Consider the following 24697-nt stretch of genomic DNA (forward strand, 5'->3'; position numbering starts at 1 on the left):
GACGCTGACGTGGTTTGAATTTGATTTTCGAAGAGTATAAGGAAGTACCATGAAGAAATACCAACAACTATTTAAGCAAATCCAAGAAACCATTCAAAACGAGACTTACGCTGTCGGAGATTTCCTTCCTAGCGAGCATGACCTCATGGAGCAATATCAGGTAAGCCGTGATACCGTCCGAAAGGCCCTGTCTCTCCTCCAAGAGGAAGGATTGATCAAAAAGATACGGGGGCAAGGTTCTCAAGTCGTCAAAGAAGAAACCGTCAATTTCCCTGTATCCAACCTAACCAGCTACCAAGAACTAGTTCAAGAACTTGGACTGCGCTCTAAAACCAACGTGGTCAGTCTGGACAAGATTATTATTGATAAAAAATCCTCACTAATAACTGGCTTCCCAGAGTTTCGTATGGTTTGGAAGGTGGTCCGCCAGCGTGTGGTGGATGATCTGGTATCCGTTCTGGATACGGACTATCTGGATATGGAACTAATCCCAAATATCACTCGGCAAATTGCTGAGCAGTCCATCTATTCTTATATAGAGGACGACCTCAAACTCCTTATTGATTATGCTCAAAAGGAAATAACTATTGACCACTCAAATGACCGAGACAAGATTCTTATGGACATTGGCAAAGACCCTTATGTCGTTTCGATTAAATCAAAAGTTTATCTCCAAGACGGACGGCAATTTCAGTTTACCGAAAGTCGGCATAAATTAGAAAAATTCAGATTTGTAGATTTTGCAAAACGTAAGAAATAAAAGACTGAGACACCAGATCTCAGCCTTTTTCTTTATCCCAAAACTAATTCATCACTAACTAGACTTTGACCACTATTTTTCTGGAAGAGATGCATGAGATCTTCAACTGTCAGATGCTTTCTCTCCTCTCCCTTGACATCCACCACTATCTTGCCTTGATAGAGCATAATGAGACGATTTCCGTACTCAATCGCATGATTCATATCGTGGGTAATCATCAAAGTCGTCAACTGATGGTGTTCCACAATCTTTTGCGTCAAATCCATCACCATTTGACTCGTTTTAGGGTCAAGAGCCGCAGTATGTTCATCCAAAAGCAAAAGTTTGGGTTTCACCAGAGCTGCCATGACTAGGGTCAAGGCCTGTCTTTGCCCTCCTGAGAGGTATTGAGTATCCACTTTCAAGCGTTTTTCAAGGCCAATATTCAACTCTTTCAAGGCCTCTTGGAACTGGATTCTGTCCTTCTCCTTCACACCCCAGCCAAGCCCTCTCTTCTGCCCGCGTCTCAAGGCAATAGCCATATTCTCCTCAATCGTCAAACGAGAAGCTGTTCCCATCTTAGGATCTTGAAAAACACGGGCGATATCCTTGGCTCTCTTTCTGACACTCAGATTTTTAATGGATTTTCCTGCCAATAACAGATTCCCTTCATCCACCGATAGATTGCCAGCTAATATATTCATCAAAGTGGATTTGCCTGCTCCATTTCCACCGATTACAGAGATAAAATCTCCCTCTTCAACTTCTAAATCTAATCCTTTGAGGACATGGTTCTCATTGACCGTCCCTGCTTCAAATGTTTTGTGAATATTTTCAAGTGTTAACAAACTTGCCATAACTTTCTCCTCCTATTCATTTCTCAATTTCAGACCACGAATCTTTAATCTCTTTTGCAATTCTGGCGCAAATAAAACTAAGGCGAGCAAGATTGCATTAAAGAGACGTACCAAGTTTTGATCTAGATTTGGAATTTCATAGATATTTAAAATAATCAAACGATAAACAATAGCACCAATTCCGATAGATAACAAGCGGCCTCCAATGGTCAAATCGTGAATCAAAACTTCCGCAATAATCACGGCACTCAAACCAACCACGATAGTTCCTGTCCCAGAAGTCACATCTGAAAATCCATCATTTTGGGCGAACAAGGAACCACATAGGGCAATCAAACCGTTTGAAATCATGTAACCAACAATCTTCATCGTATCGACATTGACCCCATTGGCCTCACTCATCGGAATATTGTCCCCGGTCGAACGCAAGACCAAACCAATCTCCGTTTTCATCAAAAGTGTCAAGACCAAACAAACAAGTAAGAGACAGGCCAAACTGAATGAGAAAACAGCTTCTTCAGTTGTCAGCCCCAAGCTCGCCAACTGTTTAAAGACAGTCGAAGAATCTCCCAAGGAAAGATTGGGCACACTTCCCATGATTTTAATATTGATCGAATAAAGCCCTGTCAAGGTCACAATCCCTGTCAAGAGAGCTGGAATTTTCATCTTGGTGTGAAGCATTCCTGATACAAGACCTGCTACCATACCTGCCAGAAAAGCAAGTAAAGTCGCAATCCAAGGATTTGTCCCTGCCTGTATCTGAGATACGACGACAGCAGCCCCCAGTGGAAAGGCTCCTTCAGCAGTCATATCCGCAATATCCAAAATACGGAAAGTCAAGTAGACCCCAATCGCCATAATCGACCACAACAAACCTTCTGATAAACTAGATAATACAAAATTCATCTCAAACCTCCTTATTCCTTGCCTTCTAACTTACTAATATCAATTCCCAATGCATCTGCCATTTCTTGATTGGTATGCAATTCCAGTTTTTCAGGCAACTCAACTGCTATATTTTCTGGTTTCTCACCTTTTAAGACACGAATCAACATGCGGGCTGTCTGCCGTCCCAATTCTTCATAATTGGTTCCGTAGTTATACAAGCCACCAACAGCAATCATTTCTGTTGAACCACCGAATACTGGAACTTTGTGTTTAATAGAAACCTGCTTAACTGTTTCCATGGTTGACGAAATGATATTATCCGTTGGGACAAAAACCATATCCACCTCTGCCATCAAGCTTTCTGCTGCCGCCTTGACGTTGTTACTGTCCAAGATTGTTTTTTCAACAACGGTAAAGCCTTTTTCTTCCAGAAGGCGCTTAGCTTCATCCTTTTGGACAACTGAGTTTGGCTCGCTCTGAGTATAAAGAATTCCAATCGTTTTAGCCTTGGGCAACACTTTCTTTATCAAATTGATTTGGGTTGAAATGGCATCTGATGACTGATCGCTTGTCCCAGTTACATTGCCCCCAGGATGCTCTCTTGACTCTACCAACTTGGCACTGACAGGATCTGTTACCGCTGAAAAGATAACAGGTGTCGTTTGTGTTGTATTGGCCAAGCTCTGAGCAGAAGGCGTTGCGATGGCTAGAACGACATCACTAGATTCTGCTAGTTGCTGGGAAATGGTTTTTAGATTTCTTTGTTCTCCCTGTGCATTTTGCAAATCAATCTCAATATTTTTCCCCTCCACATAGCCTTGTTTAGCCAGCTCATCCACAAAGCCTTCTCTAGTAGCATCTAGGGACTGGTGGGTAATAAATTGCGAAATACCGATACGAAACACATCTTTTTTCTTATCTGCCTTCAACTGATGTAAACTAATCAGAGAGGTCAAGAGGATCCCCACCACCAAGAGGGGTGCTAGTAATTTTCGAACAACTTTCATAATGAAACTCCTTCTCAGAAAAGATAATACTCAATGAAAATTAAAGAGCAAACTAGGAAACTAGCCGCAGGCTGTACTTGAGTACGGCAAGGCGACGTTGACGAGGTTTGAATTTGATTTTCGAAGAGTATAAAACAAAAAACCGCCTAGATAATACCTAAACGGATGCTTGAAATAATCTAACAAGTTATAACTTTGCTAGTCCATTTAGATATTTATCTATATGGACCACAATCAAAAATCTTAGCCACATAGATACAAACAAATTGCTTGAACTGTTTGCATCCATGGTGACATGCCTACAAACACTATCTAAAGTAGCTAAAGTAAAAGTTTTGATTCATAGTTACAGCTTGTTCCTTATTCATTTCTTTTTCTGCTTTCTTTTTTGATGTTTCCTATCTTACCACCTTTTTCATTAGCTGTCAAGAATATTTCAGAATTTTTTAAAATTTTTCGAAAATTCTTTCAAGGAGCTTTCAAAGACTTTCAAATCAATCCAACAAAAAAAGGTTTATAATTTCCATAAAAGTTGACATGGAAATTATAAAACCATTATTAGTTTAACCCTTGTTGATAACGTGCCAATTCGGCTTGGTTAGCCCAAACATAGTGACCTGGACGGATTTCTACCATAGATGGCTTATCTGTCTCATAATCATGTTGATCTGGATCATATACTTTCAAGACCTTCTTGCGTTCCAAGATTGGATCTGGGATAGGTACCGCTGAAAGCAAAGCCTGAGTATATGGATGAATTGGATTGTTAAACAATTCTTCTGTTTCTGCAACCTCTACAATAACACCCTTGTAAATAACCGCGATACGATCTGAAATAAAACGAACAACCGACAAGTCATGGGCGATAAAGAGATAGGTCAAGCCAAGTTCTTTTTGGAATTTTTTGAGCAAGTTCAAGACTTGGGCACGCACAGAAACGTCCAAGGCTGAAATGGGCTCATCCGCAATAACAAAGTCTGGTTGCATGACCAAGGCACGGGCAATACCGATACGTTGACGTTGACCACCTGAGAATTCATGAGGGTAACGAGTCAAGTGCTCAGCAAGAAGACCTACTTCACGGATAATATTTTGAACTTTCTCTTTACGTTCTTCTTCATCCTTAAATAAATGGTGATTGTAAAGACCTTCAGAAATAATATAATCAACAGTAGCACGTTCATTCAAACTTGCGGCAGGATCTTGAAAAATCATCTGGATACGACGAATCAATTCCGCAGCTTGTTCACGCGATTTCTTACCATTAATCTTTTGACCATCAAAAATAATATCACCATTACTTGTATCATTTAGACCGATTATCGCACGACCAATAGTTGTTTTCCCACTACCTGACTCACCTACAAGCGAGAAAGTTTCTCCCTTGTTGATAAAGAAGTTAGCATTTTTAACTGCGACAAACTTCTTACTTCCTTCACCGAAGGAAATTTCTAAATCTTTGATTTCTACTAATTTTTCAGACATTTCCTTCCTCCTAGTCAGCCAGATGGGCAAATCCCATTTTTTCACGGATCTTATCATGGAGATTTGCAATCACAGCTGGTTTTTCTACTTTTGGAGCATCCTCATGAAGTAGCCAAGTTTTAGCCCAATGTGTCTCTGATACTGAGAATTGAGGAGCTTTTTGTTCGAAGTCAATCTGCATTGCATAGTCAGAACGCAAGGCAAAGGCATCCCCTTTCAGGTCAGTATAAAGTGACGGAGGTGTTCCTGGGATTGAGTAAAGATCCCCTTTATCATCAGCAAGCTGAGGCAAGCTAGACAAGAGACTCCATGTATATGGATGGCGAGGGTCATAGAAGACTTCCTCAACAGTCCCATACTCAACGATTTCTCCTGCATACATAACCGCTACCTTATCCGCAATACTTGCTACCACACCAAGGTCGTGAGTGATAAAGATTGTTGTGAAATGATACTCGTTTTGTAAAGATTTTAGCAAATCAATAATCTGAGCTTGAATAGTTACATCCAAGGCAGTCGTTGGCTCATCACAAATCAAGACATCAGGTCGGCAGGCAAGAGCAATCGCAATAACGATACGTTGACGCATTCCTCCAGAATATTGGAATGGGTATTCATCAAAACGTCTATCTGCATCTGGAATCCCAACCTTATTCATGTAGTCAATCGCCAATTCTTTCGCTTCTTTAGCTGTTTTTCCTTGGTGTTTTACAATAACTTCTGTAATCTGACTACCAATTGTTTTAATTGGGTCCAAACTAGTCATTGGATCTTGGAAGATAGTCGCAATCTTAGCGCCACGAATTTGTTCCCAATCCTTGTGAGAAGATAAAGCTGTCAAATCTTGACCACGGTAGTCAATACTACCTTGGGCAATGCGACCGTTTTCTTCAAGCATACCTGTGAATGTCTTTGTCAAAACAGATTTCCCTGATCCTGACTCACCTACCAAGGCTAATACTTCTCCTTCAACTAGTTCAAGGGAAACGCCGCGAATGGCTGTCAATACTTTGTCACGAACGTCAAATTCCACGACAATATCGCGAGCAGTCAAAATTACATTTTTTTCTTTTGTCATTTCTACTCCTATCTATGTGTACGTGGATCACTAGCATCCGCTAGGTTTTGACCAACTACGAAAAGTGACAAGGATACCAAGACCAAAGTTGTCAATGGAATCCAGAAGAGGTATGCATTTGTTGTTACGTTCTGTGAATAATCTGAAATCAATCGACCTAAACTTGGTACTGTAATAGGCAATCCAAGTCCAAAGAATGACAGAAAGGCTTCATAGGAGATAAATGCTGGAAGCATTTGTGATGTAGTCGTAACAATAACAGATACCAATTGTGGCATGATATTTTTAATGACAATTTTGTATGTTGGAGTTCCGAGTGTGCGTGAAGCAAGGTTGTACTCTAAGTCACGGTAACGCATGATTTGGATACGAATTGAGTAGGCAATCCCAATCCATGTTGTTACACTCATTGCAAAAATCAGATTCCAGAATCCAGCTCCGATTGAGTAAGTCAAGACAATGACAATCAAAAGAGATGGGATGTTTGAGATGACGTTATAAACTTCCATCATCACACGGTCTACTGATTTCGAAATTCCCCAAATACCACCGACAAAGACACCGATAACCAAGTTAATCACTGTCGCAATCACAGAAATGAGGATAGAGTTACGAGCTCCGAACCAAACACCGTCAAAGAGCGATTTACCGTTACTGTCAGTACCGAACCAATGCTCAGCATTTGGCTTAATATAACGAGCACTAAAATCGTTCACTTTGCTGACATCATTGAAATCAAACTTAGAAAACATTGGGTAGATGAAACTCATCAAAATGATAGCTACCAAGATTCCCAACATGACTACAGTTGATTTCTTCTTCATAAATTGTCTAAACACTGAACCCCAGTATGAATAAGCTGGCGCATCAATGGCTTCAGAGGCAAAATCGTCACGTTTTACAAACTGAAATTTTTCTTTATCGATTGTAGACATTATTTGCCTCCTTTCTCAGTCAATTTAATACGTGGGTCAATAATAGTCATCCAAATATCTCCCAAAAGAAGTGAGAAGATAGAAATACATGTAAAGATGAAGACAAGACCTACGACCATAGAGTTATTAGATGCTTTTACAGAGTCAATCAACATTTTACCCATACCTGGGAAGGCGAAGACTGTTTCAGTAAGGGTTGCACCACCGATAACCCCGATAACAGCACCAGGAATCCCTGAAACCAGCGGAACCATGGCATTTTTAAAGATGTGTTTGTTTGAAATTTCTTTTTCAGACAAACCTTTTGCACGAGCAAAACGAACAAAATCCTGTGATTGCAAGTCAATCATGTAACGACGAATCCAAATAGCGGTACCAGGAGCACCCAATAAACCAAGGATAACTGCTGGTAAAACATACGAACGCCAATCTCCAGCACCCAAGATAGGGAATGAATCTGGAAGACCAATTGATGATCCAATCAAACGAACAATGTAAACCAAAGCAATGGTTGGAAGAGCCATCAAGAAGGTCAAAGCCCCTGTTGAGAAGCTATCAATCCAAGTGTTCTTGAAGCGAGCCATAGCTGAACCAAGTGGCACGGCAATCGCATAAGAAATCACCAAACCGATCAATCCAACGATTGCAGAGCTAGCAATCATAGAAGGATATTGGTAGTTGCTTTCAGTAGCAGTATATGGGTCATCTTTCCCATAGTTAGCTACTTCACGTGAATCAGCCTGACTAGGAGACTTGTAGGTTCTTGAGTAAATATTTACAGAAGAAGTTTTCTTACCTGTTGGGAACTGAACTTGAGATGTTTTTGTTTGCCCTTGACCCTGAGTAATAACCTGTAAAACAGGGCTATTAGCATAGGTTGGATAAGAGTCACCTAAATTAATGTTCACAAAGTTTTGATGCACAAATGGGAACTGACTGTTGAAGTACAAGAGATATTTGTGTTTAGTTCCTGAACCAACCAAGGACCATCCGATAGCTGGATCATTTTCAAAACGAAGGTAACGTTTCAAGTCTGGATTTTCAGGGTCTTGAATTTTATTAGTATGATCAATGTCAATCAAGTTAGCATAGAATTTGAAAACACGTTCAAAAATCGGGATTTCACGAGTAGCGTAGAATTGGCCACTTTCAGTAAATTCTCCCAGGGTCCAACCATGACCGATTTGTTTGATGTATTTTTCATAGATAGCCTTGTTGGTGTCATTGGCTTCAACTGTTACAGAAGCATCCATCTGGCTAGCTTTTTCTTGCAACTCTTTGGTATCGTAGTACTCGATATAGCCCATACGCTCATAAACGGTATTCTCATAGTTATCACGTTTATCAGCAGTTGTAGCAATCTTGTTATAGTTGGTATCCTGTTTGAAAATCAATTTTCGAGGAACCATTGTATAGATAATCGTGTAAGTCAAGGTTGTTACTAAGAAGATAGAAACCAAGGACCGCAAAACACGCATAAAAATATATTTTTTCATATCATTTCCTTTAAAAATCCCAAAAGAACCTTCTCCTCATGGAGAGAAAGTTCTATTGAAAATTATTTACTTCACATGACTTGCCAATTCTTTTTGAGCTTTTTCGTTTGACTCAGTCTTTTCTTTCAACCATTTTTCACGAGCTTTTTCATACTCTTCTTTGGTGATTGCTTTTTCACCAACTTCAGTGTACTTCAAGTATCCTGAATTTTCACCTTTAAGGCCGGCTACAGAATATGAAGAGCTAAATGGTAGAACTTTTGAAACATATGAAACGGCTGTTTCTTTAGGAGAAGCCATTACTGGAATTGTCAAAGCATTGTCAGTCAACCAAGCTTGTGCCACCGCGTATTTTTCATAACGTTTTTGAACATCTTGGTTTTCGCTGTTTGCGTCATCAAGTAATTTTCCATAGTCAGCTAAACCAAGTTTGCTTACTACTGATGCATCTGTGTTTTGGTCAATACCAAGGTAAAGGCGAGTGCTTCCTCCCTTAAGGACGAATTGATCCAAGAAAGTAGAAGGATCTTGATAGTCCGGGTTCCATCCTAGCAAGGTATGGATATCCCAGTCTTGCTCTTTAGCTGTTGGAGCGCTAAATGAAATTGGTAAAGCTTCTGCTTGAGTCATTTGTTGTAAGTCTACAACAACATTATCTGAACCCAATACTTTTTCAATTGATTGTTTCAATGATTGAACACGGTTTACAACCGCTGTTGATTCTTGGATAACCAGGGCATCCAAGTGGATTGGGAATTCAACACCTTCAGCTTGTAGACTTGATTTGGCTTTAGCAAAGACTTCTTTCGCTTTTTCTTCATTGTAAAGGCCATTTTGAGAATCTGCTAGAGACACGTTTGACCAAGTAGAAGAATTTGTCTTAGCCAAGCTATCTTGTACCAATTCACCAAATGTTTTCTTACCAACTTGAAGATTATAAGGTGCAAACGTATTACGGATGGCTACTGCAGCTCCATCAGTACCATTTGTTTGAGCTGAGTAAGAATTGCGATCGACAGCAAAGTTCAAGGCTTGACGGAATTCCTTGTTTAGCAATGCTTTCTGAGTAGATGTCTTTTGGGTATCACTTGTTTTGGCAGTGTGGTTATAGGTTGTACGGCCATAATTCAAGCTGACAGTTGCAACACCCGCTCCTGGTTCATTAAAGTAAATGTTATCTTTAAAGTCAGCTGCATATTTTTCATATGTAGAACTTGTAGGGAAGATACGAGCCTTGCTATATTGACCATCAGCAAAACCTTTAGCAATCACATCTTGGTCCTTACCATCCCAGAAAGTGAACTTAACGTTCTCAATTTTTACATTTTCTTTGTCCCAGTAAGCATCATTTTTAGCCATCTCGATAGATGATTTTGGAGTTACAGATTTTAAGACAAATGGACCGTTATAAAGAATAGAGTTAGCATCGGTTGGGGCACCAAAACCTTCACCTTTTGAAGTTAAGAATTCTTCATTAACCGGCATCAAAACACCACTAGTGGTCTTATCATTCCAGAAAGTTTCTGGCTGGTTCAAGGTATATTCTAGTGTTTGATCATCAAGTGCTTTTACTCCAACGGTTGAAAAATCGCTTGTTTCACCCTTGATATAGGGTTCTAATCCCTTAATAGAAGAGCTAACGATTGAAAGTCCTTTTGATTTTCCATCTACGGCGTGTTTCAAACCAGTAACGAAGTCTTTAGCAGTTACAGGAGCGTATTCTTCTCCCTCTGCTGTCACCCATTTAGCATCCTTACGGATTTTATAGGTATAAGTCAAACCATCTTTTGAAACTGTCCATGATTCAGCAATAGAAGGAACCAGGTTACCATATTTATCATTAGCCAACAAACCATCTACAGCATTTGTTGTGACGAATGATGTTGAATCGATATTGCTGACGATATAATCCAAGGTTTCTGGATCTGTTTGATAAACATATTGGTAATCTTTTGCTAGTTTAGCATTATTTGAACTAGTGTTTGAACACGCAGCTAGAACTCCTGACGCTAATAAGGTAGCTCCCGCTACAGCAAGCACTTGACTTTTTTTCATTTATTTACTCCTCTTATAAATAAAGTATAGGTTATCATCAATTATATCATAGATTTCAAGAAAAGTAAACGAATTTTCAGAATATTTAGGCTTATTGATACAAAAAATCTGAAAAAGCTATTGACTGAAAATCATTTTCAAGGTATAATAATAAACGTTAAGGCGGTATAGCCAAGTGGTAAGGCACGGCTCTGCAAAAGCTTGATCGTCGGTTCAAATCCGTCTACCGCCTTCTTTAACTTGATTTATCAGGTTTCATTTAAACAGAAAGCCCAATTTAAAGGGCTTTTTTCTTTTTCCTTGAATAAATACGTATAACTTTAAAAAACTTTTGGGGCAAGTTTGGGGCTGAGTTTTTCGAGGACACAATTTCCTTTTGAAATCAACTGAAAAAGCTTCGTCACACCTGGTGACAAAAGCCTCTAGTTTACTCTGTTTCTTCTTCTATTTCAACTTCGGTAATTTGGACTTTTACCTTGGTAACGCGTCCATTTTTCACTTTATCATTGGTAAGGATAAGCTGTTTGTTTTGGCTGACTAATTCATAACTGAGTTTCTCAGTCGTTGGAATGGTCCCAACTCCTGTCAAATAGTAACCAGCGATGGTATCAACGTCATCACTTTCCAGTTCAACATCAAAGTAGTCATTAAAATCATTGAGATTCATGGTACCTTGAACAATGTAAGTATCCTCACCGATTTGATGAACATCTATTGCCGCTTTATCTGTTTCGTCATCGATTTCCCCAACGATTTCCTCTAAGAGGTCTTCTAGGGTCACCAAACCAGCCATCCCACCGTATTCATCCAGCAAGATTGCCATTTGTCTTTGAGTATTGCGCAGTTCTTTTAATAAGTCATCCACAAAAATAGTTTCAGGAACAAAAAGTGGATCTTGTAAGATTTTCTTCCAAACAATATTGTCAAAACCGTCCACAAAGCCCGCCTTAAGGAGACTCTTGGTGTGAATGATCCCAATCACATTGTCCTTATCCCCATCATAGACAGGGATACGAGAATAATTTTGTTTTAAAATACTTTGGATGATGGTTTGACTATCATCCTGAATATCGACCATAAAGGCATCCGTTCGAGGAACCATGACTTCTCTGGCCATCAGTTCATCTAGAGAAAAAATCCCTTGTAACATCTCAATTTCGTCAGCATCTAGTGTTTCTTCACTATTTGTCAACATGTACTCAATTTCATCACGGGTCATTTTTTCATCAGCATCGTCAAAGGTCATCGGAGTCAAGCGACTCAAGAGATTGGTAGATGCAGATAAGAGCCAAACAAAGGGACTAACTAGTTTCCCCAGCCCAATGATAACTGGCGCTGTACGAATCGCCAAGGCATCCTTTAGATTAAGAGCGATTCTCTTAGGATACAATTCCCCAAAAACGATGGAAATATAAGTCAAAAATGCTAAAGATAGAAAACTTGCAACGGCATAAGATGTTTCACCATTTCCAAGCCAAGATGCAATTTCTCGTCCCAGAGTTTCTGCCAAACTCGCCCCTGATAAGATCGTAATCAGGGTAATCCCTACTTGAATGGTTGATAAAAAGTGGTTAGGATTTTCTAATACCTTCAGTAGACGGATATAACGTCTATCTCCTTCTTCTGCCTTTTGTTCAACCCTCGCACGGTTAAGTGAAACCATGGCCATTTCTGTGGCTGAGAAAAAGGCATTTAATACCGTCAAGATAAACAATAAAACAAATTGTAGCAACAAATTCTGACTACTTGGGTCTTCCATAGTTCTTCTCCTAAAATAGTATCTTATCCTTTATTATATCACAAAATATAGTCCAGTACATATTATTTTTTCTCATACTCTTCGAAGATTTCTTCAAACCACATCAGCTTCATCTGCAACCTCAAAGCTGTGCTTTAAGCAACCTACGGCTAGCTTCCTAGTTTGCACTTTGATTTTCATTGAGTATCAGTGTCTATTCTAGTCCTACTTAAATTGTCCAAAAAAGAACCCCTACATCCACAAGTGACATAGGAGTTTATCTTATCTTTTACTGAGTGACCGTTACTTCTCCAGTTCGGTAATCCAGTTGAAGCCCCTTTTGAACATTGGGAACTAGAACATTGAATTCCAATTCTCCGTCTGAAGACTTGGCTTCAATCTGTGAAGCTGAAGGAACTAAATCCTCATTTGTAGCGTAATAAAGGGTTACACGGTAACGGACACGCTTGTTTTTATCCAAGGCCTTGCGTACCATGCTTTCATAGTAGTTTTGCCCTGTCGAATCCTCGGCTTGCGCCTGATTTGCCCAGGCTGTTTGAACAGCAATATTTTTAGGATTGCTTGTCGAGGCATCAAAACCATCCAAGCCACCTATCAAGGCATAGCCTAATAAATGACCTCTATCGACCGCATGAGTATAAGTCCCCTTTAGATTCTTAACCTGATGCCATCCCGGAGGAGTCCATGAATTCGAACCATTCCCCGTTTCTTCACGATTTTTATACTGGCGAGTAGCCTTAGACAAGAGGGCATTTGCTACAGTTGGCACGGTTTCCTTGCCCACTGTCTTTGTTTTATTATCAGCGTAAGGTTTACTTGAAACCTTGGCATCTAGATTTGTTTTATTACCATTGACGATAAAAGCACCTGAGCCATTCCACTCAAGACTCCCTTTTATTTGGCTTTTGACTGCATCTGTTAAGACACTTTCTGCCAACTCTTGACTAGGAGCTTCAGACGCTTGTTTTTTCTGACTAAGTTTGGTTTTAGGACTATTAGCTGTCGACTGCATCTGCTTGATATAATAGCTTCCCGCAGATAAGAGTAATAACACTAGCAGTCCGATCAGTGTCTGTCTTGTTTTTTTATCCATTTTTCTCCTTATCTCTAGAAAAAGACTGGTTCTCCAGCCTAATTTCCTGTAAATTTATGAATCAATTCCTGCCATTTTGCTGGAGACAGGATAGCCCATGGATCTTGACCCTTGCCCAAGATTCCATAACCTACCATTAAGCCGATACCTAGGGCTAGAGCACCTAAAAACAGTACCAGAATGACTAAAAGCAAACGCTTGGCTACGTAGCCTGATTTCTTATTCATCTTCATCACTTGCCTCAATCCGCTGAATCTTAGCACCCAGCTGAGCTAACTTCTCATGGAAACGGTAGTAACCTCTATCCAAGTGAACCAATTTACCGACCACAGTTTCTCCTTGCGCTACCAAACCTGTCAAGATCAAGGCTGCGCTAGCACGAAGGTCAGTTGAAAGAACTTCTGCCCCCTGCAAAGGCTGTCCACCAACAATACGGGCTGTGTCACGGATAATCTCAGAGTGCAAGCCCATGCGGCGCATTTCTTCTAGATGTTGAAAACGATTTTCAAATACCGTCTCCACCATAGTTGATTCGCCTTTTGCGACGGTCATCAAGGCTGTAAATTGAGCCTGCATATCTGTTGGAAATCCTGGATGAGGCAAGGTTTTAACATGAACAGCTTTTAGATTTTCTAGCTGAGAGCGTACTCGAATTCCTTCAGTCTCCTCCGTCACTTCCACTCCCATTTCAAGCAATTTGGCAATCAAGGGACGGTTGTGCTCCCAAACAGCGTCTTTAATCAAGACATCACCACCAGTCATGGCAGCAGCCACCATAAAGGTTCCAGCTTCGATACGGTCTTGGACCACATTGTGAGTCGTACCATGAAGTTTCTCCACACCAGTAATGGTAATGGTCTCTGTACCAGCCCCTTTAACCTTGGCTCCCATTTCATTTAAGAGAATAGCTAGGTCCACAATCTCAGGCTCACGCGCAGCATTTTCAATCACTGTCACCCCATCAGCCAGAGTCGCCGCCATCATCAAGTTCTGCGTAGCACCAACACTTGGGAAGTCCATGTAGATATGAGCTCCATGTAAGCGATCAGCCTTGGCTTCGATGTAACCAGCTGTCTGGCTAATCTTAGCCCCCATGGCTTCCAGACCTTTCAAATGAAGATCAATAGGACGGCTACCAATCGTACAACCACCTGGCATGGATACCTTAGCATGACCTACACGGGCAAGAATTGGTCCCAAGACAACGATAGATGCACGCATCTTGCTGACATACTTGTAAGGAGCTTCCTCAGTGATATCGCCGGTCGCGTCCACCTCGACAAGATGAGCCTCCTCATCAAAATCTACCTTGGCATGCAAACCACGAACCACCTGATTCATAGTGAAAACATCTGACAAGATAGGAACGTTCTGCAAAACAGTCTTTCCTTCACTGGCTAGAATAGTCGCTGCCAACAAGGGTAAGACTGCATTCTTTGCTCCTTCGATCGTAACACTTCCTACCAGACGATTATCGCCACCTTGAACCACAATTTTTTCCATACTTATTTCCTTTACATTTGATTTTATAATAATCCTCTAAACGCTTCTTGCCACAACTGATAGAGACTAATAAAGAAAGAACTCAAGATATAGCCCATTACAATGCTGAAAAAAGCTACTAGTAAACGAACTTTTCCTGTATTCTCAGTTGTCACTTTTAAAACCTTTTCCCATCTAACAAGATCCTTTAAAAGGTAAAAACTCACATAAATAAAGAGCATGTGACTGCTTAGAGTGAATAATAATTGAACCATTTGACTATTATACCATCTTCTCTGTTTGTGCGCTAGTTTGGAAACTTCACTTAAAAACTAGGGATTGTTTTTCAAGTAATCAATTGCATCTTGTAGGGTTTTAACTGGCACGATTTTCATATCTGTCTTGATTGTTTTAGCTGCTTCCAGAGCTGTTTGATAGTTGTTTTTCGCATCCGGGTGCGCTTTTTGTTCTTCTTCGCTAACAGGGTTATCAGGAGCAAAGAAAATCGCAGCACCTTCTCTAGCCGAAGCTACAACTTTCTTATCAATACCTCCAATGTCCCCCACATTGCCATCGCGGTCAATGGTTCCTGTACCAGCAACGATACGGCCGTTACGAAGGCCTGGGTCAGCTATTTGAGTATAGATAGCGAGACTAAACATGAGACCTGCACTTGGTCCACCGATACCAGCTGTTGAAAAACGAATTGGGACATCACTGGTTACTTCTGTACGGTCAATCAAGCCAATCCCAATCCCATTTTTGCCATTTTCTAGGGTGATAATCTTACCTTCTGCGGACTTGGTTTGCCCATCCTCTTCATAGGTGACCTTGACGGAGTCCCCTAGTTTTTGAGAATTGACGTAATCAATCAAGTCTTTGGAACTGTCAAATGTCTGATCATTGACTGCTGTGACCGTATCAGAGATATTGAGAATCCCTTTAAAGGTTGAATTATCTGTCACGTTCAAGACATAAACCCCAAGGTATTTAAGTTCAATATCCTTACCAGCTGTTTTTAGCCCTTGATACTTGGCCATATTTTGCGATGTTTGCATGTAGAATTGATTAATCCGCATAAATTCAACATCAGAAGAGCCACCTGTAGTCTCTTGGGCACTACGAATATCTGTAAAAGGCGTCAACCACGCATAAATCATATGGGATAAAGTAGCGTGCTGAACACCAACCGTAACGAATTGATAGGCACCAGCTTCCTTATCTTCTGTGTCATTGACTTTAAGGACTTGGCGAATATCTTCCGAACCACCTGGAACCTCTATATAGTAGGGCAAGGGCACTACAAATGCCAAGAAAGTCACAATCAAGGCCGCAATGACATATAAGGGCCATCTAATCTTTTTTTTCATTTCTTATTTCCTCCAAAATACTCTCGGGAACATAGCAAGCAATATCCTGACCAAACTTCAAAAGCTCTCTAACACCTGATGAACTGAGATAGAGATGTTCAGGTCGGCTATGTAAATAAATGGTCTCTATACCAGGAGACAGCTGATGGTTGTAGTGATCGAAACTAGCTTCATATTGCAAATCCGCTGCATTCCTCAAACCACGCACTAGACAAGTAGCCCCCAGTCTTTTTGCAACATCAACCACCAATTCATCATGAGAAGACACGACTTCAACATTTCCCAAATGTTTCAAAGCATCTTCTAACCCCCGTTTACGATTTTCAATAGGGAGAAATCCCTGTTTGTGGGGATTGAAAAAAATACCGACATAGAGCTTATCAAAAAGTCTGCTCGCCCGTTCAATGATATCCAGATGCCCATTTGTCATCGGATCAAATGAGCCTGTGAATAAGCCAATCTTATCTGACATAGACTGTCACCTTACTAATTCCATAAATCTTTTCCTTCCAGATGCCCAGGCAGGCAATTTCTTCTGGAAGTTCAACGGCCTTATCCGTCTCACACACGACCATGACATCTTCAGAAAAAAGCTCTTTCTCAGCCATTTTTTCAATATCTGCTACGATTTGTTCCTTGGCATAAGGAGGGTCTAAGAAAATGAGGTCAAATCCCCCAGATACCTGTTCCAATGCCCTTTCTGCATCCATCTTGAGGAGTTGAAATTTCCCAACTTCCTTGGTCATCTGAATATTTTCAGCCACGATAGCCTGAGCCTTACGGTCTCGCTCCACCAAAACAGCACTGGACATGCCACGCGATACTGCCTCGATAGATAAAGCACCACTACCTGCATAAAGGTCCAAGACTCGTCCACCTTCAAAGTAGGGACCAATCATGTTAAAAATGGCTCCCCTAACCTTATCTGAAGTAGGTCTTGTCGTCTTGCCTTCTAGTGTCTTGAGGGGGCGTCCCCCATAGATTCCTGATACGATCTTCATACCGTTTATTATACCAAATTATGAGCGAAAAGAGAAAGAAAACCGAACCTTGCGGTTCGATTCTCTACAAAATATTTTCGTAAGTATCGCGGACTTCTTGAGGCCAAACACTTGTTTGCACTTCTCCGATGTGTTTCTTGCGAAGTAGGAACATGGCCATCCGAGATTGTCCAATTCCTCCACCGATTGTCAATGGGAATAAGCCATTCAACAAAGCCTTGTGCCATTCCAATTCTAAACGGTCTTCATCACCTGTGATGGCAACCTGACGGCGAAGAGTTTCTTCATCTACACGGATTCCCATAGAAGACAACTCAAAGGCTCCACCTAAAGACTCATTCCAAACAAGAATATCACCATTTAGACCCTTATAGCCATTTTCAGACTCACTTGTCCAGTCATCGTAGTCTGGTGCACGTCCATCGTGCGGTTTACCGTCTGGTAATTCACCACCGATACCGATCAAGAAGACTGCTCCAAATTCTTTACAAATAGCATTTTCACGCTCTTTTGGTGTCAAGTCTGGGTAGCGTTCTACCAACTCTTCTGTGTGGATAAAGGTGATTTGTTTTGGCAAGACAGACTCAATATCATAGCGGGCTTCAACAGCTAGCTCAGTCAGGCGAATAGCCTTATAAATCTTCTCAACTGTTTCTTTTAGGTAGGCAATGTTACGTTGTCCATTTGGGATAACCTTCTCCCAGTCCCACTGGTCAACATAAACAGAGTGGGTCGCATCAAGCGAATCTTCGTCTGGACGAAGGGCCTTCATGTGGACGAAAAGACCTTCACCTTCACCGAAACCAAAACGAGCCAAAGTGTGGCGTTTCCATTTGGCAAGGGAGTGCACCACTTCGTAAGTAGCATCAGGGATTTGGAGAACCTTGACCGATACGGCATTCTCCACACCTGATAAGTTGTCCTGCATCCCGTCACCGACCCTACTCAAGATAGGACCTTGAACTTCGACAACTTCTAACTTATCTTTCAAATACTGGGTAAAAGTGTTTTTGACAAAGGAAATCTCTTCTTGTTGATGAATAAAACTTTTCTTCATAAACTACTCCTCAAAAAATTAATTAAAAGCATTATACACCTATTTCCAAGAAAAGAAAAGACCAAATATAAAAAAATCAGTGCTCCTTCGAACACTGATGTTAGGGACCTTTTAGTCATTACGACCAAAGATACGTAGAATACTTAGGAAGAGATTGATAAAATCAAGATAGATACTGAGAGCCATTGACACAACCCAACCTGTCTCTACACGACCTTGTGATTGCTCATATGCATAGCGAATTCTTTGGTTGTCCCAAGCAATCAGACCAGAGAAGACCAAGACCATGGCTACGCTAATCATATAATCAAAGAAACCGCTAGCCAAGAAAATATTGACTACCATAGCAATCAACAAACCGATAAGAGCCGCCATCATAGCCCGACCAAGGCCACTCAAATCTTTCTTGGTGAACATACCGACTGCCGCCATAACAAAGAAGAGAAGGGCGCTTGATACAAAGGCAGATAAAACTGTACCTGGAGTATAGAAGGCCACCACAAAACTGAGGGTAAAGCCGTTTAATACTGAGTAAAGTAAAAATACTGGAAGAGCCGCTGGACTATTCTTCGAAGCCATACTGCTGGCAACAAAGACCAGAGCTAGCTCTGCTAAGGTTGCAATGGTCAACCAGAGACGTCCCTGCATCAAAAAGTAAACCAACTGAGACTGAAAGACGGTCAACATAAGACCTGATACTAAAGCGGATAGTCCGATCCCCAGACCAACAAAGGCATAAACCTTAGCATAAAATTGATTGAGACCTGCGCGGTCGTGAATAATAGTGTGATTCATCTTTTCTCCTTTTCTATGAACATCTTTCCTTGATTATAACAAAGAAAGTTAAAATTAGCTTAAATGGAAAATTAAAATACCAGCTGCAACGGCAACATTGAGACTCTCCGCCTGCCCCTTCATACTAATGTGGACCAACTGGTCTGCACTTTCAGCCATAAGGGAACTAATTCCTTGCCCCTCATTTCCCATGACTAGTACAAAATTTTCTATAGGAGGCAGTTCTCTGTAATCAACAGAAACTTTAGATAAGGTTGTTGCTAGCACTGGGATAGCTGCCTCTTTGGTTTCCTTAAGAAGTGCTTGACTCGACATCTGGTAAATAGGCAGATGAAAATGACTGCCTTGCATAGAACGTAGGGTCTTGAGACTGTAGATATCTGCCGACTTATCTGAAACAATCACTCCAGTAAAACCTGCTGCATCCGCAGTCCGAATAATGGTTCCTACATTACCAGGATCTTGCACATCTTCCAAAAACAAGAACTTACCCTGACTAAAGTCAGCTTGCCCTACTTCTTCTTTTTGAACCACGGCAACAATGCCCTGTGGAGTCTGAGAATCCGCCAAATCTAGCAAAATATCCTCTGAAACCCAGACAGTTTGCGGAAACGAGGCTAACTGATCTCGGTAATTTTCTAAGGCAAAGATTTTCTCAATCGTCACTCCAGCTTGGACAGCTTCTTCAAACAAGTGCCAGCCTTCAATCAAATAGGCAGACTTGCGGTATTTTTTTTGGTGTAATTTCTTGGCATTTTTTACCACAGAATTGGCTTTTGAGGTTATAATAGTCATAGAAATATTATAACACAATCAAAGGGGTTTGGTATGCAAAAGGTTAGAATGATTGCCCAAGGTAGGGTACAGGGAGTCGGCTTTCGTTGGGGTGTTTACAGCTTGGCGCTTGAAATTGGTGGCATCACAGGTCGGGTATGGAATAACGACGATGGCACAGTGGAAATCTTAGCCCAAGCAGACTCATCTGCTATCATGGCAAAATTTATCCAAGAAATCCGCAAAGGACCCACACCTTTTTCAAAAGTCAGCTACTTAGATGTCAAACTAAGCAACTTTCCTCCCTACCCTGACTTTAAAATCGCAAATTAGGTCTCTAGAACTATTGTATATTTTGTAAAAAAACAGTAGAATAGAAAGGTATAATTTTTAAAGAAGGAATAAAAACAGTGAAATCTATTAAACGTTTTGCACTCTCAGCTATGGGAGTGGCTATGTTGCTAGTTTTGGCAGGTTGCGTTCAGATTGATAAAGCAACAGGTAAGCCAATTGGTCCCGTTTGGGATTTCTTGGGTGCCCCGATGGGAGAAGCTATCAAGTACTTCGCTACTGATAAAGGGCTAGGCTTTGGTGTCGCTATCATTATCGTAACCATTATCGTGCGCTTGATTATCTTGCCACTTGGTATCTACCAATCATGGAAGGCAACGCTTCACTCTGAAAAGATGAACGCCCTCAAGCACGTCCTTGAGCCACACCAAACACGTCTCAAAGAAGCAACTACTCAAGAAGAAAAACTCGAAGCCCAACAAGCTCTCTTTGCAGCTCAAAAAGAGCACGGCATCAGCATGTTTGGTGGTGTAGGATGTTTCCCTATCCTCCTTCAAATGCCTTTCTTCTCAGCTATCTACTTTGCTGCCCAACATACTGAAGGTGTTGCTCAAGCAAGCTACCTAGGAATTCCTCTAGGTTCTCCAAGTATGATTTTGGTTGCCTGCGCAGGTGTCCTTTACTATCTTCAATCGCTCCTTTCACTTCACGGAGTAGAAGATGAAATGCAAAGAGAACAGATCAAGAAAATGATTTACATGAGCCCACTCATGATCGTCGTCTTCTCCCTCTTCTCACCAGCCAGTGTCACACTTTACTGGGTTGTTGGTGGTTTCATGATGATTCTCCAACAGTTTATCGTCAACTATATCGTTCGTCCAAAACTTCGCAAAAAAGTCCGTGAAGAACTAGCCAAGAACCCACCAAAAGCACGTTCTTTCTCAACACCAAGTGGACGAAAAGACGTTACTCCTGAACAACCAACTGCTATCACAAGCAAGAAAAAACACAAAAATCGCAACGCTGGAAAACAACGTTCGAGATAAAGCTACGTAAATTATCCAATAATTAAAAAACGAATGAATGATAAATAGTTTTCATCAACTAGATATCATCATTCGTTTTTATTATCTACCGTTACATCTTATACTAGTCGAAAAAGTTAAATAGTTTAAAAGCTCACATATAAAAACTATTCAATCATAAATTAACAAGTAAATCACTATGATTTAATACAATTCACAGTTATTAAAACTTCTGCTCCCGCGTCTCTATTTCTAAGCTCAACTCGGCCTTTGTGTAGTTTTGCCACTCTACATACAAAACTCAGTCCAATACCATAATGTTGCTCTTTATACGATCTAGCTTTATCCATACGATAAAAGAGCTTTCCAAAATTAGTTAAAACTTCCTCTGGAAATTCCGAACCATTATTCCATATACCTATTTTCAATTCCTTCCCCTCTTGCTCTACTCTAATTTTAATTTTAGGATTCTGTTTATCAGCGTATTCCAAAGCATTTGTTAAAATATTTTGTATGGCACGAATCAGAAGAGATTGATTTATATAATAGTTTTCAGTTCCTTTCACATTTTGTTCAAAAGAAAACTTCATCTGATTTTTTATCAAAAAAGAGACTTCTTTCTCTAATTCATTGATAAAATCTGAAGAGGAATACTCCGTCCAACCTGTCTCATCATCATAATAGGTTTTAGAATAGTGAATCAATTGATTGAAATAATCTAGTAACTGTTGACTAGCTCTTTCTATATCTGCTAAGCATTCTTGAGATTGGTCGTTTTCAGTTATCGTCTGCAAAAATTCCACATTTCCCCTAATAATGGTTAAGGGAGTTTTTAAATCATGAGAAGCTGCTGAAACCTGAAACATCAAATCTTCCTTCTGCTGTTTCTCATTAACTATTAATTGTCGAATTCTATCTTGCATCACAATAATCCGATTTCCTGTCTCGCGAAATTCTTTAACCGTTAAACTTTCTGTACATTCCTTCTTCAACCACATACTATTTTCATAAATCAAAGTCATTTCATAACTCAGTTTTTTCAACAATTTTCCAATGTGATAACTTATTAGAACAATCAATAAAACACAAATATATATCCATGATGACACATTAAAAAAGATTGATAGAACACCACTATTGTTTAAAGTTTTCCCATCTTCATTTATTTGTATAGATACTGAAGCTAAGGGAATAAGATAGGCCATTAGTAAGCCAAGACTAAACTGCCAAATAATTCTCCAACAGGTTTCTCGAATTAATTGTCTAAAACTTTTGATTCTACCCATTGATATCCTCCACCGTACAAGGTTTTAATTGGATTTAATTGATAAGGTTTCAGCTTTTGACGAATTTGATAAATGTACTCTGAAACCGAACGTAAAAGCGCTTCTGAACTTTGTGGATATAGATAATTATAAATTTCCTCAATAGAATATATTTTACTTGGGTTGCTTGCCAAAAGATTTACTATGTCAAATTCCCTCCTTGTCAGAGCAATCTTATCATCGTTTACAAATAGTTCCTTACTATCCGTATATAGTATAAGCTTTCCAATCTTTATTTGATGAACATTTCCTTTAGTCCGTTCTTCACGACGCAAGTGCATTTTAACACGTGCTAAAAGTTCTTGCATACTAAAGGGCTTCATAATATAATCATCAGCACCTGCATTGATTCCAGCTACTAAGTCTTCATCCATATCCTTGGCAGTTATAAAACAGATAGGAACAGTTATCTGCTCGCGAATCATCTGACAGATTTCTAAACCACTAACAGGCATCATAATATCTAATAGAATCAAGTCAAAGCCTGTAAAATCACAAAGATCAATCTCTTCTATCTTATTTCGTATGACTACTTCATATTTTTCATATTCTAGTACTTTTTTTATTAGGCGAAGAATAGCAAGATCATCATCTACAACCAAAATTTTATAAGCCATAACTCACCCTCCTGAATATATTATAGCACTAACTGAGAAAAAGACAGGATATCCCCTGTCTTTAGCGTACATTTTTTCCTATAAGTATCAATGTAGCAAATAGAAAAACAATTAATAACCAAACTATTTGTAACCCTAAGCCTTGCCATACTGGATAATAAAGAGACAATGGATAGGTATAAAAACAATTCATACTAGCCAGTAATGGTAAATTTCTAAAAAAAGAACTGAATTGTAATAACATTTGTCCCAACCCCAATAAAAGGGATAAACTGATTCCCAAAATTAAGATAAAAGACTGGGAAATAAATACAAAAATACCACTTAAAAGAGAGAAGGTTAGAATAGAAATACAAGCTGGAAATAGAATTGTTAGAACATGTTTAATATTACTCAAAAGATTGATATTGTAGTATCCTTGCGCGATTAGTATGCATAATGATATTACAGCAACCAATAATCCAATTTCCATACATAATACAATAGCTAGTTTACAGATTATAAATTTCAAACGATTTGGACATGTAAGAAAACTGGTACGAAGGCTAGAACCTGTAAATTCTTGACCTATAAATAGAACCGCTAGACTAACGAAACCTGCCTGTCCTAAATAGAGACTTTGCAGTAGCTGTTCCAAAACAAACTGTAGAGTCAACTGGTCTGGCTTACTATTTAAAAAAACAACCATCGCCGGAATACACAGTAATAGAGCACCTATAATCAACCAGTGCCAAGGATTCATAATAAACTTGAGATACTCACTTTTAAGTTGTTCTTTCAACTTATTCACCTCCTCCGATATCTGACTTAAGTAAGCGGTAAATTGCTAAAGCCAAGAATGAGAAGTTCCAACAAAGTAAAAATAAAATATTTTGTAAACTATTATGTTCTAAAATTTGAGGAGATGTAGCAATCAATCCTTGCCCCAATACAACTGGAAGAAATTTTGCAGTCGATATATAGTTTGCTAAGAATGTTCCCAAATTGTAAACTTGAGGAAGCAAAAATAATAGAGGAACAATGGCTGTTTTAAATGTCAAAGCCATAATATAGGCTAGCAGTCCCAACAAAGTCCAAGCTATACTGGCTAAAAATATATAGAACCAAACTCTCCCATTTAGTGAAAAAAGCAATAAGCCATCTTGTCCTAAAACATAATGTGTCATGTTAATCGTAAGGAATATTGATAGAAAGGAAATGGAAAAAGAAAATACAAGCCAAACTAATGTTTTTGAAACTAGGAAAGTACTTCGATTTGTAATAGAGAGGAGGCTTGTACGAATAGCAGAGCATTTATACTCCTCGGCTCCGTAAATTGAGCCTAGGATAATCATAATAAAAACACCAAATAAAGTGACATCAAAACCTAAAAATTCAATAGGAGGTATAGCTTCTGCTAATTCTGGATTTGTCTCTGGTGTAGCATGGATACCAACTGAAACAATTTGAGAAGCACCAATATTTGCTAAAAAAGTTTGAAATACCAGTATCAAGAATAGAACAACATGAGTAGCTCTCTTATAAAGTAATTTCAATATTTCAGAATGAAGAGAGTAAATAAGTGCCAT

Annotated in this window: 26 protein-coding genes and 1 tRNA gene; 4 read left to right on the forward strand and 23 right to left on the reverse strand. The window is 39.7% G+C overall.

The window, feature by feature from the left end; all coding sequences use genetic code 11:
• Window positions 1–49 precede the first annotated feature (49 nt).
• Window positions 50–760 carry a trehalose operon repressor gene (treR, locus tag JQ843_RS04405; RefSeq protein ID WP_004255908.1) on the forward strand — a complete coding sequence of 237 codons (711 nt, stop codon included), beginning with the start codon at window positions 50–52 and terminating at the stop codon, window positions 758–760.
• Window positions 761–792: 32 nt separating this feature from the next.
• Here treR and JQ843_RS04410 read toward each other — a convergent pair whose 3' ends face one another.
• The 8 genes from JQ843_RS04410 to JQ843_RS04445 form a co-directional block, all read right to left on the reverse strand.
• The gene (locus JQ843_RS04410; protein ID WP_203212988.1) at window positions 793–1596 is read right to left on the reverse strand and encodes an ABC transporter ATP-binding protein; all 804 of its coding nucleotides are present in this window, start codon (window positions 1594–1596) and stop codon (window positions 793–795) included.
• Window positions 1597–1608: 12 nt separating this feature from the next.
• Window positions 1609–2502, reverse strand: a complete 894-nt coding sequence (locus JQ843_RS04415) for an ABC transporter permease (RefSeq protein WP_101782491.1) — start codon at window positions 2500–2502, stop codon at window positions 1609–1611.
• A gap of 11 nt (window positions 2503–2513) precedes the next feature.
• Window positions 2514–3491 (reverse strand): ABC transporter substrate-binding protein, encoded by a 978-nt coding sequence (locus JQ843_RS04420; RefSeq protein ID WP_000869838.1) that lies wholly within the window; start codon window positions 3489–3491, stop codon window positions 2514–2516.
• Between the two features lie 558 nt (window positions 3492–4049).
• Window positions 4050–4976 carry an ATP-binding cassette domain-containing protein gene (locus JQ843_RS04425; RefSeq protein WP_001291285.1) on the reverse strand — a complete coding sequence of 309 codons (927 nt, stop codon included), beginning with the start codon at window positions 4974–4976 and terminating at the stop codon, window positions 4050–4052.
• A 10-nt stretch (window positions 4977–4986) separates the two neighbouring features.
• Window positions 4987–6054, reverse strand: coding sequence for an ABC transporter ATP-binding protein (locus JQ843_RS04430; protein ID WP_000159550.1), 1068 nt, complete (start codon window positions 6052–6054; stop codon window positions 4987–4989).
• Between the two features lie 8 nt (window positions 6055–6062).
• The gene (gene oppC, locus JQ843_RS04435; protein ID WP_049486660.1) at window positions 6063–6989 is read right to left on the reverse strand and encodes an oligopeptide ABC transporter permease OppC; all 927 of its coding nucleotides are present in this window, start codon (window positions 6987–6989) and stop codon (window positions 6063–6065) included.
• The gene (locus JQ843_RS04440; RefSeq protein WP_049486661.1) at window positions 6989–8485 is read right to left on the reverse strand and encodes an ABC transporter permease; all 1497 of its coding nucleotides are present in this window, start codon (window positions 8483–8485) and stop codon (window positions 6989–6991) included. The genes oppC and JQ843_RS04440 overlap by 1 nt, the downstream gene beginning before the upstream one ends.
• Window positions 8486–8551: 66 nt before the next feature.
• Window positions 8552–10540 carry a peptide ABC transporter substrate-binding protein gene (locus JQ843_RS04445; RefSeq protein WP_084928170.1) on the reverse strand — a complete coding sequence of 663 codons (1989 nt, stop codon included), beginning with the start codon at window positions 10538–10540 and terminating at the stop codon, window positions 8552–8554.
• Between the two features lie 161 nt (window positions 10541–10701).
• Here JQ843_RS04445 and JQ843_RS04450 point away from each other — a divergent pair.
• Window positions 10702–10772, forward strand: a tRNA-Cys gene (locus JQ843_RS04450).
• A gap of 195 nt (window positions 10773–10967) precedes the next feature.
• Here the strand turns inward: JQ843_RS04450 and JQ843_RS04455 are convergent.
• The 11 genes from JQ843_RS04455 to JQ843_RS04505 all read right to left on the reverse strand — a co-directional run bounded on the left by JQ843_RS04455 (window position 10968) and on the right by JQ843_RS04505 (window position 19892).
• Entirely contained in the window at window positions 10968–12299 is a 1332-nt protein-coding gene (locus JQ843_RS04455; protein WP_020902006.1) for a hemolysin family protein, read from the reverse strand.
• Window positions 12300–12567: 268 nt separating this feature from the next.
• On the reverse strand, window positions 12568–13392 hold the full coding sequence (endA, locus tag JQ843_RS04460) for a DNA-entry nuclease EndA (RefSeq protein WP_203212989.1): 825 nt from the start codon (window positions 13390–13392) through the stop codon (window positions 12568–12570).
• A gap of 38 nt (window positions 13393–13430) precedes the next feature.
• Window positions 13431–13619, reverse strand: a complete 189-nt coding sequence (locus tag JQ843_RS04465; protein WP_203212990.1) for a DNA-directed RNA polymerase subunit beta — start codon at window positions 13617–13619, stop codon at window positions 13431–13433.
• Window positions 13612–14895 carry a UDP-N-acetylglucosamine 1-carboxyvinyltransferase gene (murA, locus tag JQ843_RS04470; RefSeq protein ID WP_203212991.1) on the reverse strand — a complete coding sequence of 428 codons (1284 nt, stop codon included), beginning with the start codon at window positions 14893–14895 and terminating at the stop codon, window positions 13612–13614. The genes JQ843_RS04465 and murA overlap by 8 nt, the downstream gene beginning before the upstream one ends.
• 23 nt (window positions 14896–14918) lie before the next feature.
• Window positions 14919–15149 carry a DUF1146 family protein gene (locus JQ843_RS04475; RefSeq protein WP_081480237.1) on the reverse strand — a complete coding sequence of 77 codons (231 nt, stop codon included), beginning with the start codon at window positions 15147–15149 and terminating at the stop codon, window positions 14919–14921.
• 57 nt (window positions 15150–15206) lie between these two features.
• Window positions 15207–16244 carry a SepM family pheromone-processing serine protease gene (locus JQ843_RS04480; RefSeq protein ID WP_203212992.1) on the reverse strand — a complete coding sequence of 346 codons (1038 nt, stop codon included), beginning with the start codon at window positions 16242–16244 and terminating at the stop codon, window positions 15207–15209.
• The gene (coaD, locus tag JQ843_RS04485) at window positions 16228–16716 is read right to left on the reverse strand and encodes a pantetheine-phosphate adenylyltransferase (RefSeq protein WP_203212993.1); all 489 of its coding nucleotides are present in this window, start codon (window positions 16714–16716) and stop codon (window positions 16228–16230) included. Before coaD ends, JQ843_RS04480 begins: the two co-directional genes overlap by 17 nt.
• Complete coding sequence (gene rsmD / locus JQ843_RS04490; protein ID WP_203212994.1) at window positions 16706–17245, reverse strand: 16S rRNA (guanine(966)-N(2))-methyltransferase RsmD; 540 nt, start codon at window positions 17243–17245, stop codon at window positions 16706–16708. Before rsmD ends, coaD begins: the two co-directional genes overlap by 11 nt.
• 64 nt (window positions 17246–17309) lie before the next feature.
• Window positions 17310–18302, reverse strand: coding sequence for an aspartate--ammonia ligase (gene asnA / locus JQ843_RS04495; protein ID WP_049510788.1), 993 nt, complete (start codon window positions 18300–18302; stop codon window positions 17310–17312).
• Window positions 18303–18413: 111 nt separating this feature from the next.
• Window positions 18414–19097 carry a Bax inhibitor-1/YccA family protein gene (locus JQ843_RS04500; RefSeq protein ID WP_042750024.1) on the reverse strand — a complete coding sequence of 228 codons (684 nt, stop codon included), beginning with the start codon at window positions 19095–19097 and terminating at the stop codon, window positions 18414–18416.
• A 54-nt stretch (window positions 19098–19151) separates the two neighbouring features.
• Complete coding sequence (locus JQ843_RS04505; RefSeq protein ID WP_049499185.1) at window positions 19152–19892, reverse strand: TrmH family RNA methyltransferase; 741 nt, start codon at window positions 19890–19892, stop codon at window positions 19152–19154.
• Between the two features lie 33 nt (window positions 19893–19925).
• Between JQ843_RS04505 and JQ843_RS04510 the strand changes: the two genes are divergently transcribed.
• Together JQ843_RS04510 and yidC are read left to right on the forward strand one after the other, a co-directional pair.
• A complete protein-coding gene (locus tag JQ843_RS04510) occupies window positions 19926–20204 on the forward strand; it encodes an acylphosphatase (protein WP_001174612.1) in 279 nt (92 codons plus the stop codon).
• Between the two features lie 77 nt (window positions 20205–20281).
• Window positions 20282–21208 (forward strand): membrane protein insertase YidC, encoded by a 927-nt coding sequence (yidC, locus tag JQ843_RS04515; RefSeq protein ID WP_049499184.1) that lies wholly within the window; start codon window positions 20282–20284, stop codon window positions 21206–21208.
• 176 nt (window positions 21209–21384) lie between these two features.
• Here yidC and JQ843_RS04520 read toward each other — a convergent pair whose 3' ends face one another.
• From JQ843_RS04520 to JQ843_RS04535, 4 genes are all read right to left on the reverse strand, one after another.
• Window positions 21385–22473, reverse strand: a complete 1089-nt coding sequence (locus JQ843_RS04520) for a sensor histidine kinase (protein ID WP_203212995.1) — start codon at window positions 22471–22473, stop codon at window positions 21385–21387.
• Entirely contained in the window at window positions 22443–23129 is a 687-nt protein-coding gene (locus JQ843_RS04525) for a response regulator transcription factor (RefSeq protein ID WP_000323582.1), read from the reverse strand. Before JQ843_RS04525 ends, JQ843_RS04520 begins: the two co-directional genes overlap by 31 nt.
• Window positions 23130–23190: 61 nt before the next feature.
• Window positions 23191–23910 carry an ABC transporter permease gene (locus JQ843_RS04530; RefSeq protein ID WP_203212996.1) on the reverse strand — a complete coding sequence of 240 codons (720 nt, stop codon included), beginning with the start codon at window positions 23908–23910 and terminating at the stop codon, window positions 23191–23193.
• A gap of 1 nt (window position 23911) precedes the next feature.
• On the reverse strand, window positions 23912–24697 hold the full coding sequence (locus tag JQ843_RS04535) for an ABC transporter permease (protein WP_203212997.1): 786 nt from the start codon (window positions 24695–24697) through the stop codon (window positions 23912–23914).

The organism is Streptococcus mitis (genome assembly GCF_905187495.1).
Lineage (GTDB): Bacteria > Bacillota > Bacilli > Lactobacillales > Streptococcaceae > Streptococcus > Streptococcus mitis_CU.

What these genes read in the sequence shown, in the direction of transcription:
- JQ843_RS04535 (WP_203212997.1), bottom strand. Translation starts at nt 24,697, where the DNA reads ATGGCACTTATTTACTCTCTTCATTCTGAAATATTGAAATTACTTTAT.
- JQ843_RS04445 (WP_084928170.1), bottom strand. Translation starts at nt 10,540, where the DNA reads ATGAAAAAAAGTCAAGTGCTTGCTGTAGCGGGAGCTACCTTATTAGCG.
- coaD (WP_203212993.1), bottom strand. Translation starts at nt 16,716, where the DNA reads ATGTCAGATAAGATTGGCTTATTCACAGGCTCATTTGATCCGATGACA.
- rsmD (WP_203212994.1), bottom strand. Translation starts at nt 17,245, where the DNA reads ATGAAGATCGTATCAGGAATCTATGGGGGACGCCCCCTCAAGACACTA.
- JQ843_RS04475 (WP_081480237.1), bottom strand. Translation starts at nt 15,149, where the DNA reads ATGGTTCAATTATTATTCACTCTAAGCAGTCACATGCTCTTTATTTAT.
- JQ843_RS04500 (WP_042750024.1), bottom strand. Translation starts at nt 19,097, where the DNA reads ATGAATCACACTATTATTCACGACCGCGCAGGTCTCAATCAATTTTAT.
- asnA (WP_049510788.1), bottom strand. Translation starts at nt 18,302, where the DNA reads ATGAAGAAAAGTTTTATTCATCAACAAGAAGAGATTTCCTTTGTCAAA.
- JQ843_RS04425 (WP_001291285.1), bottom strand. Translation starts at nt 4,976, where the DNA reads ATGTCTGAAAAATTAGTAGAAATCAAAGATTTAGAAATTTCCTTCGGT.
- JQ843_RS04455 (WP_020902006.1), bottom strand. Translation starts at nt 12,299, where the DNA reads ATGGAAGACCCAAGTAGTCAGAATTTGTTGCTACAATTTGTTTTATTG.
- JQ843_RS04520 (WP_203212995.1), bottom strand. Translation starts at nt 22,473, where the DNA reads ATGGGTAGAATCAAAAGTTTTAGACAATTAATTCGAGAAACCTGTTGG.
- JQ843_RS04480 (WP_203212992.1), bottom strand. Translation starts at nt 16,244, where the DNA reads ATGAAAAAAAAGATTAGATGGCCCTTATATGTCATTGCGGCCTTGATT.
- JQ843_RS04410 (WP_203212988.1), bottom strand. Translation starts at nt 1,596, where the DNA reads ATGGCAAGTTTGTTAACACTTGAAAATATTCACAAAACATTTGAAGCA.
- JQ843_RS04505 (WP_049499185.1), bottom strand. Translation starts at nt 19,892, where the DNA reads ATGACTATTATAACCTCAAAAGCCAATTCTGTGGTAAAAAATGCCAAG.
- JQ843_RS04465 (WP_203212990.1), bottom strand. Translation starts at nt 13,619, where the DNA reads ATGAATAAGAAATCAGGCTACGTAGCCAAGCGTTTGCTTTTAGTCATT.
- JQ843_RS04415 (WP_101782491.1), bottom strand. Translation starts at nt 2,502, where the DNA reads ATGAATTTTGTATTATCTAGTTTATCAGAAGGTTTGTTGTGGTCGATT.
- JQ843_RS04440 (WP_049486661.1), bottom strand. Translation starts at nt 8,485, where the DNA reads ATGAAAAAATATATTTTTATGCGTGTTTTGCGGTCCTTGGTTTCTATC.
- JQ843_RS04510 (WP_001174612.1), top strand. Translation starts at nt 19,926, where the DNA reads ATGCAAAAGGTTAGAATGATTGCCCAAGGTAGGGTACAGGGAGTCGGC.
- endA (WP_203212989.1), bottom strand. Translation starts at nt 13,392, where the DNA reads ATGGATAAAAAAACAAGACAGACACTGATCGGACTGCTAGTGTTATTA.
- oppC (WP_049486660.1), bottom strand. Translation starts at nt 6,989, where the DNA reads ATGTCTACAATCGATAAAGAAAAATTTCAGTTTGTAAAACGTGACGAT.
- JQ843_RS04430 (WP_000159550.1), bottom strand. Translation starts at nt 6,054, where the DNA reads ATGACAAAAGAAAAAAATGTAATTTTGACTGCTCGCGATATTGTCGTG.
- murA (WP_203212991.1), bottom strand. Translation starts at nt 14,895, where the DNA reads ATGGAAAAAATTGTGGTTCAAGGTGGCGATAATCGTCTGGTAGGAAGT.
- treR (WP_004255908.1), top strand. Translation starts at nt 50, where the DNA reads ATGAAGAAATACCAACAACTATTTAAGCAAATCCAAGAAACCATTCAA.
- JQ843_RS04525 (WP_000323582.1), bottom strand. Translation starts at nt 23,129, where the DNA reads ATGGCTTATAAAATTTTGGTTGTAGATGATGATCTTGCTATTCTTCGC.
- JQ843_RS04420 (WP_000869838.1), bottom strand. Translation starts at nt 3,491, where the DNA reads ATGAAAGTTGTTCGAAAATTACTAGCACCCCTCTTGGTGGTGGGGATC.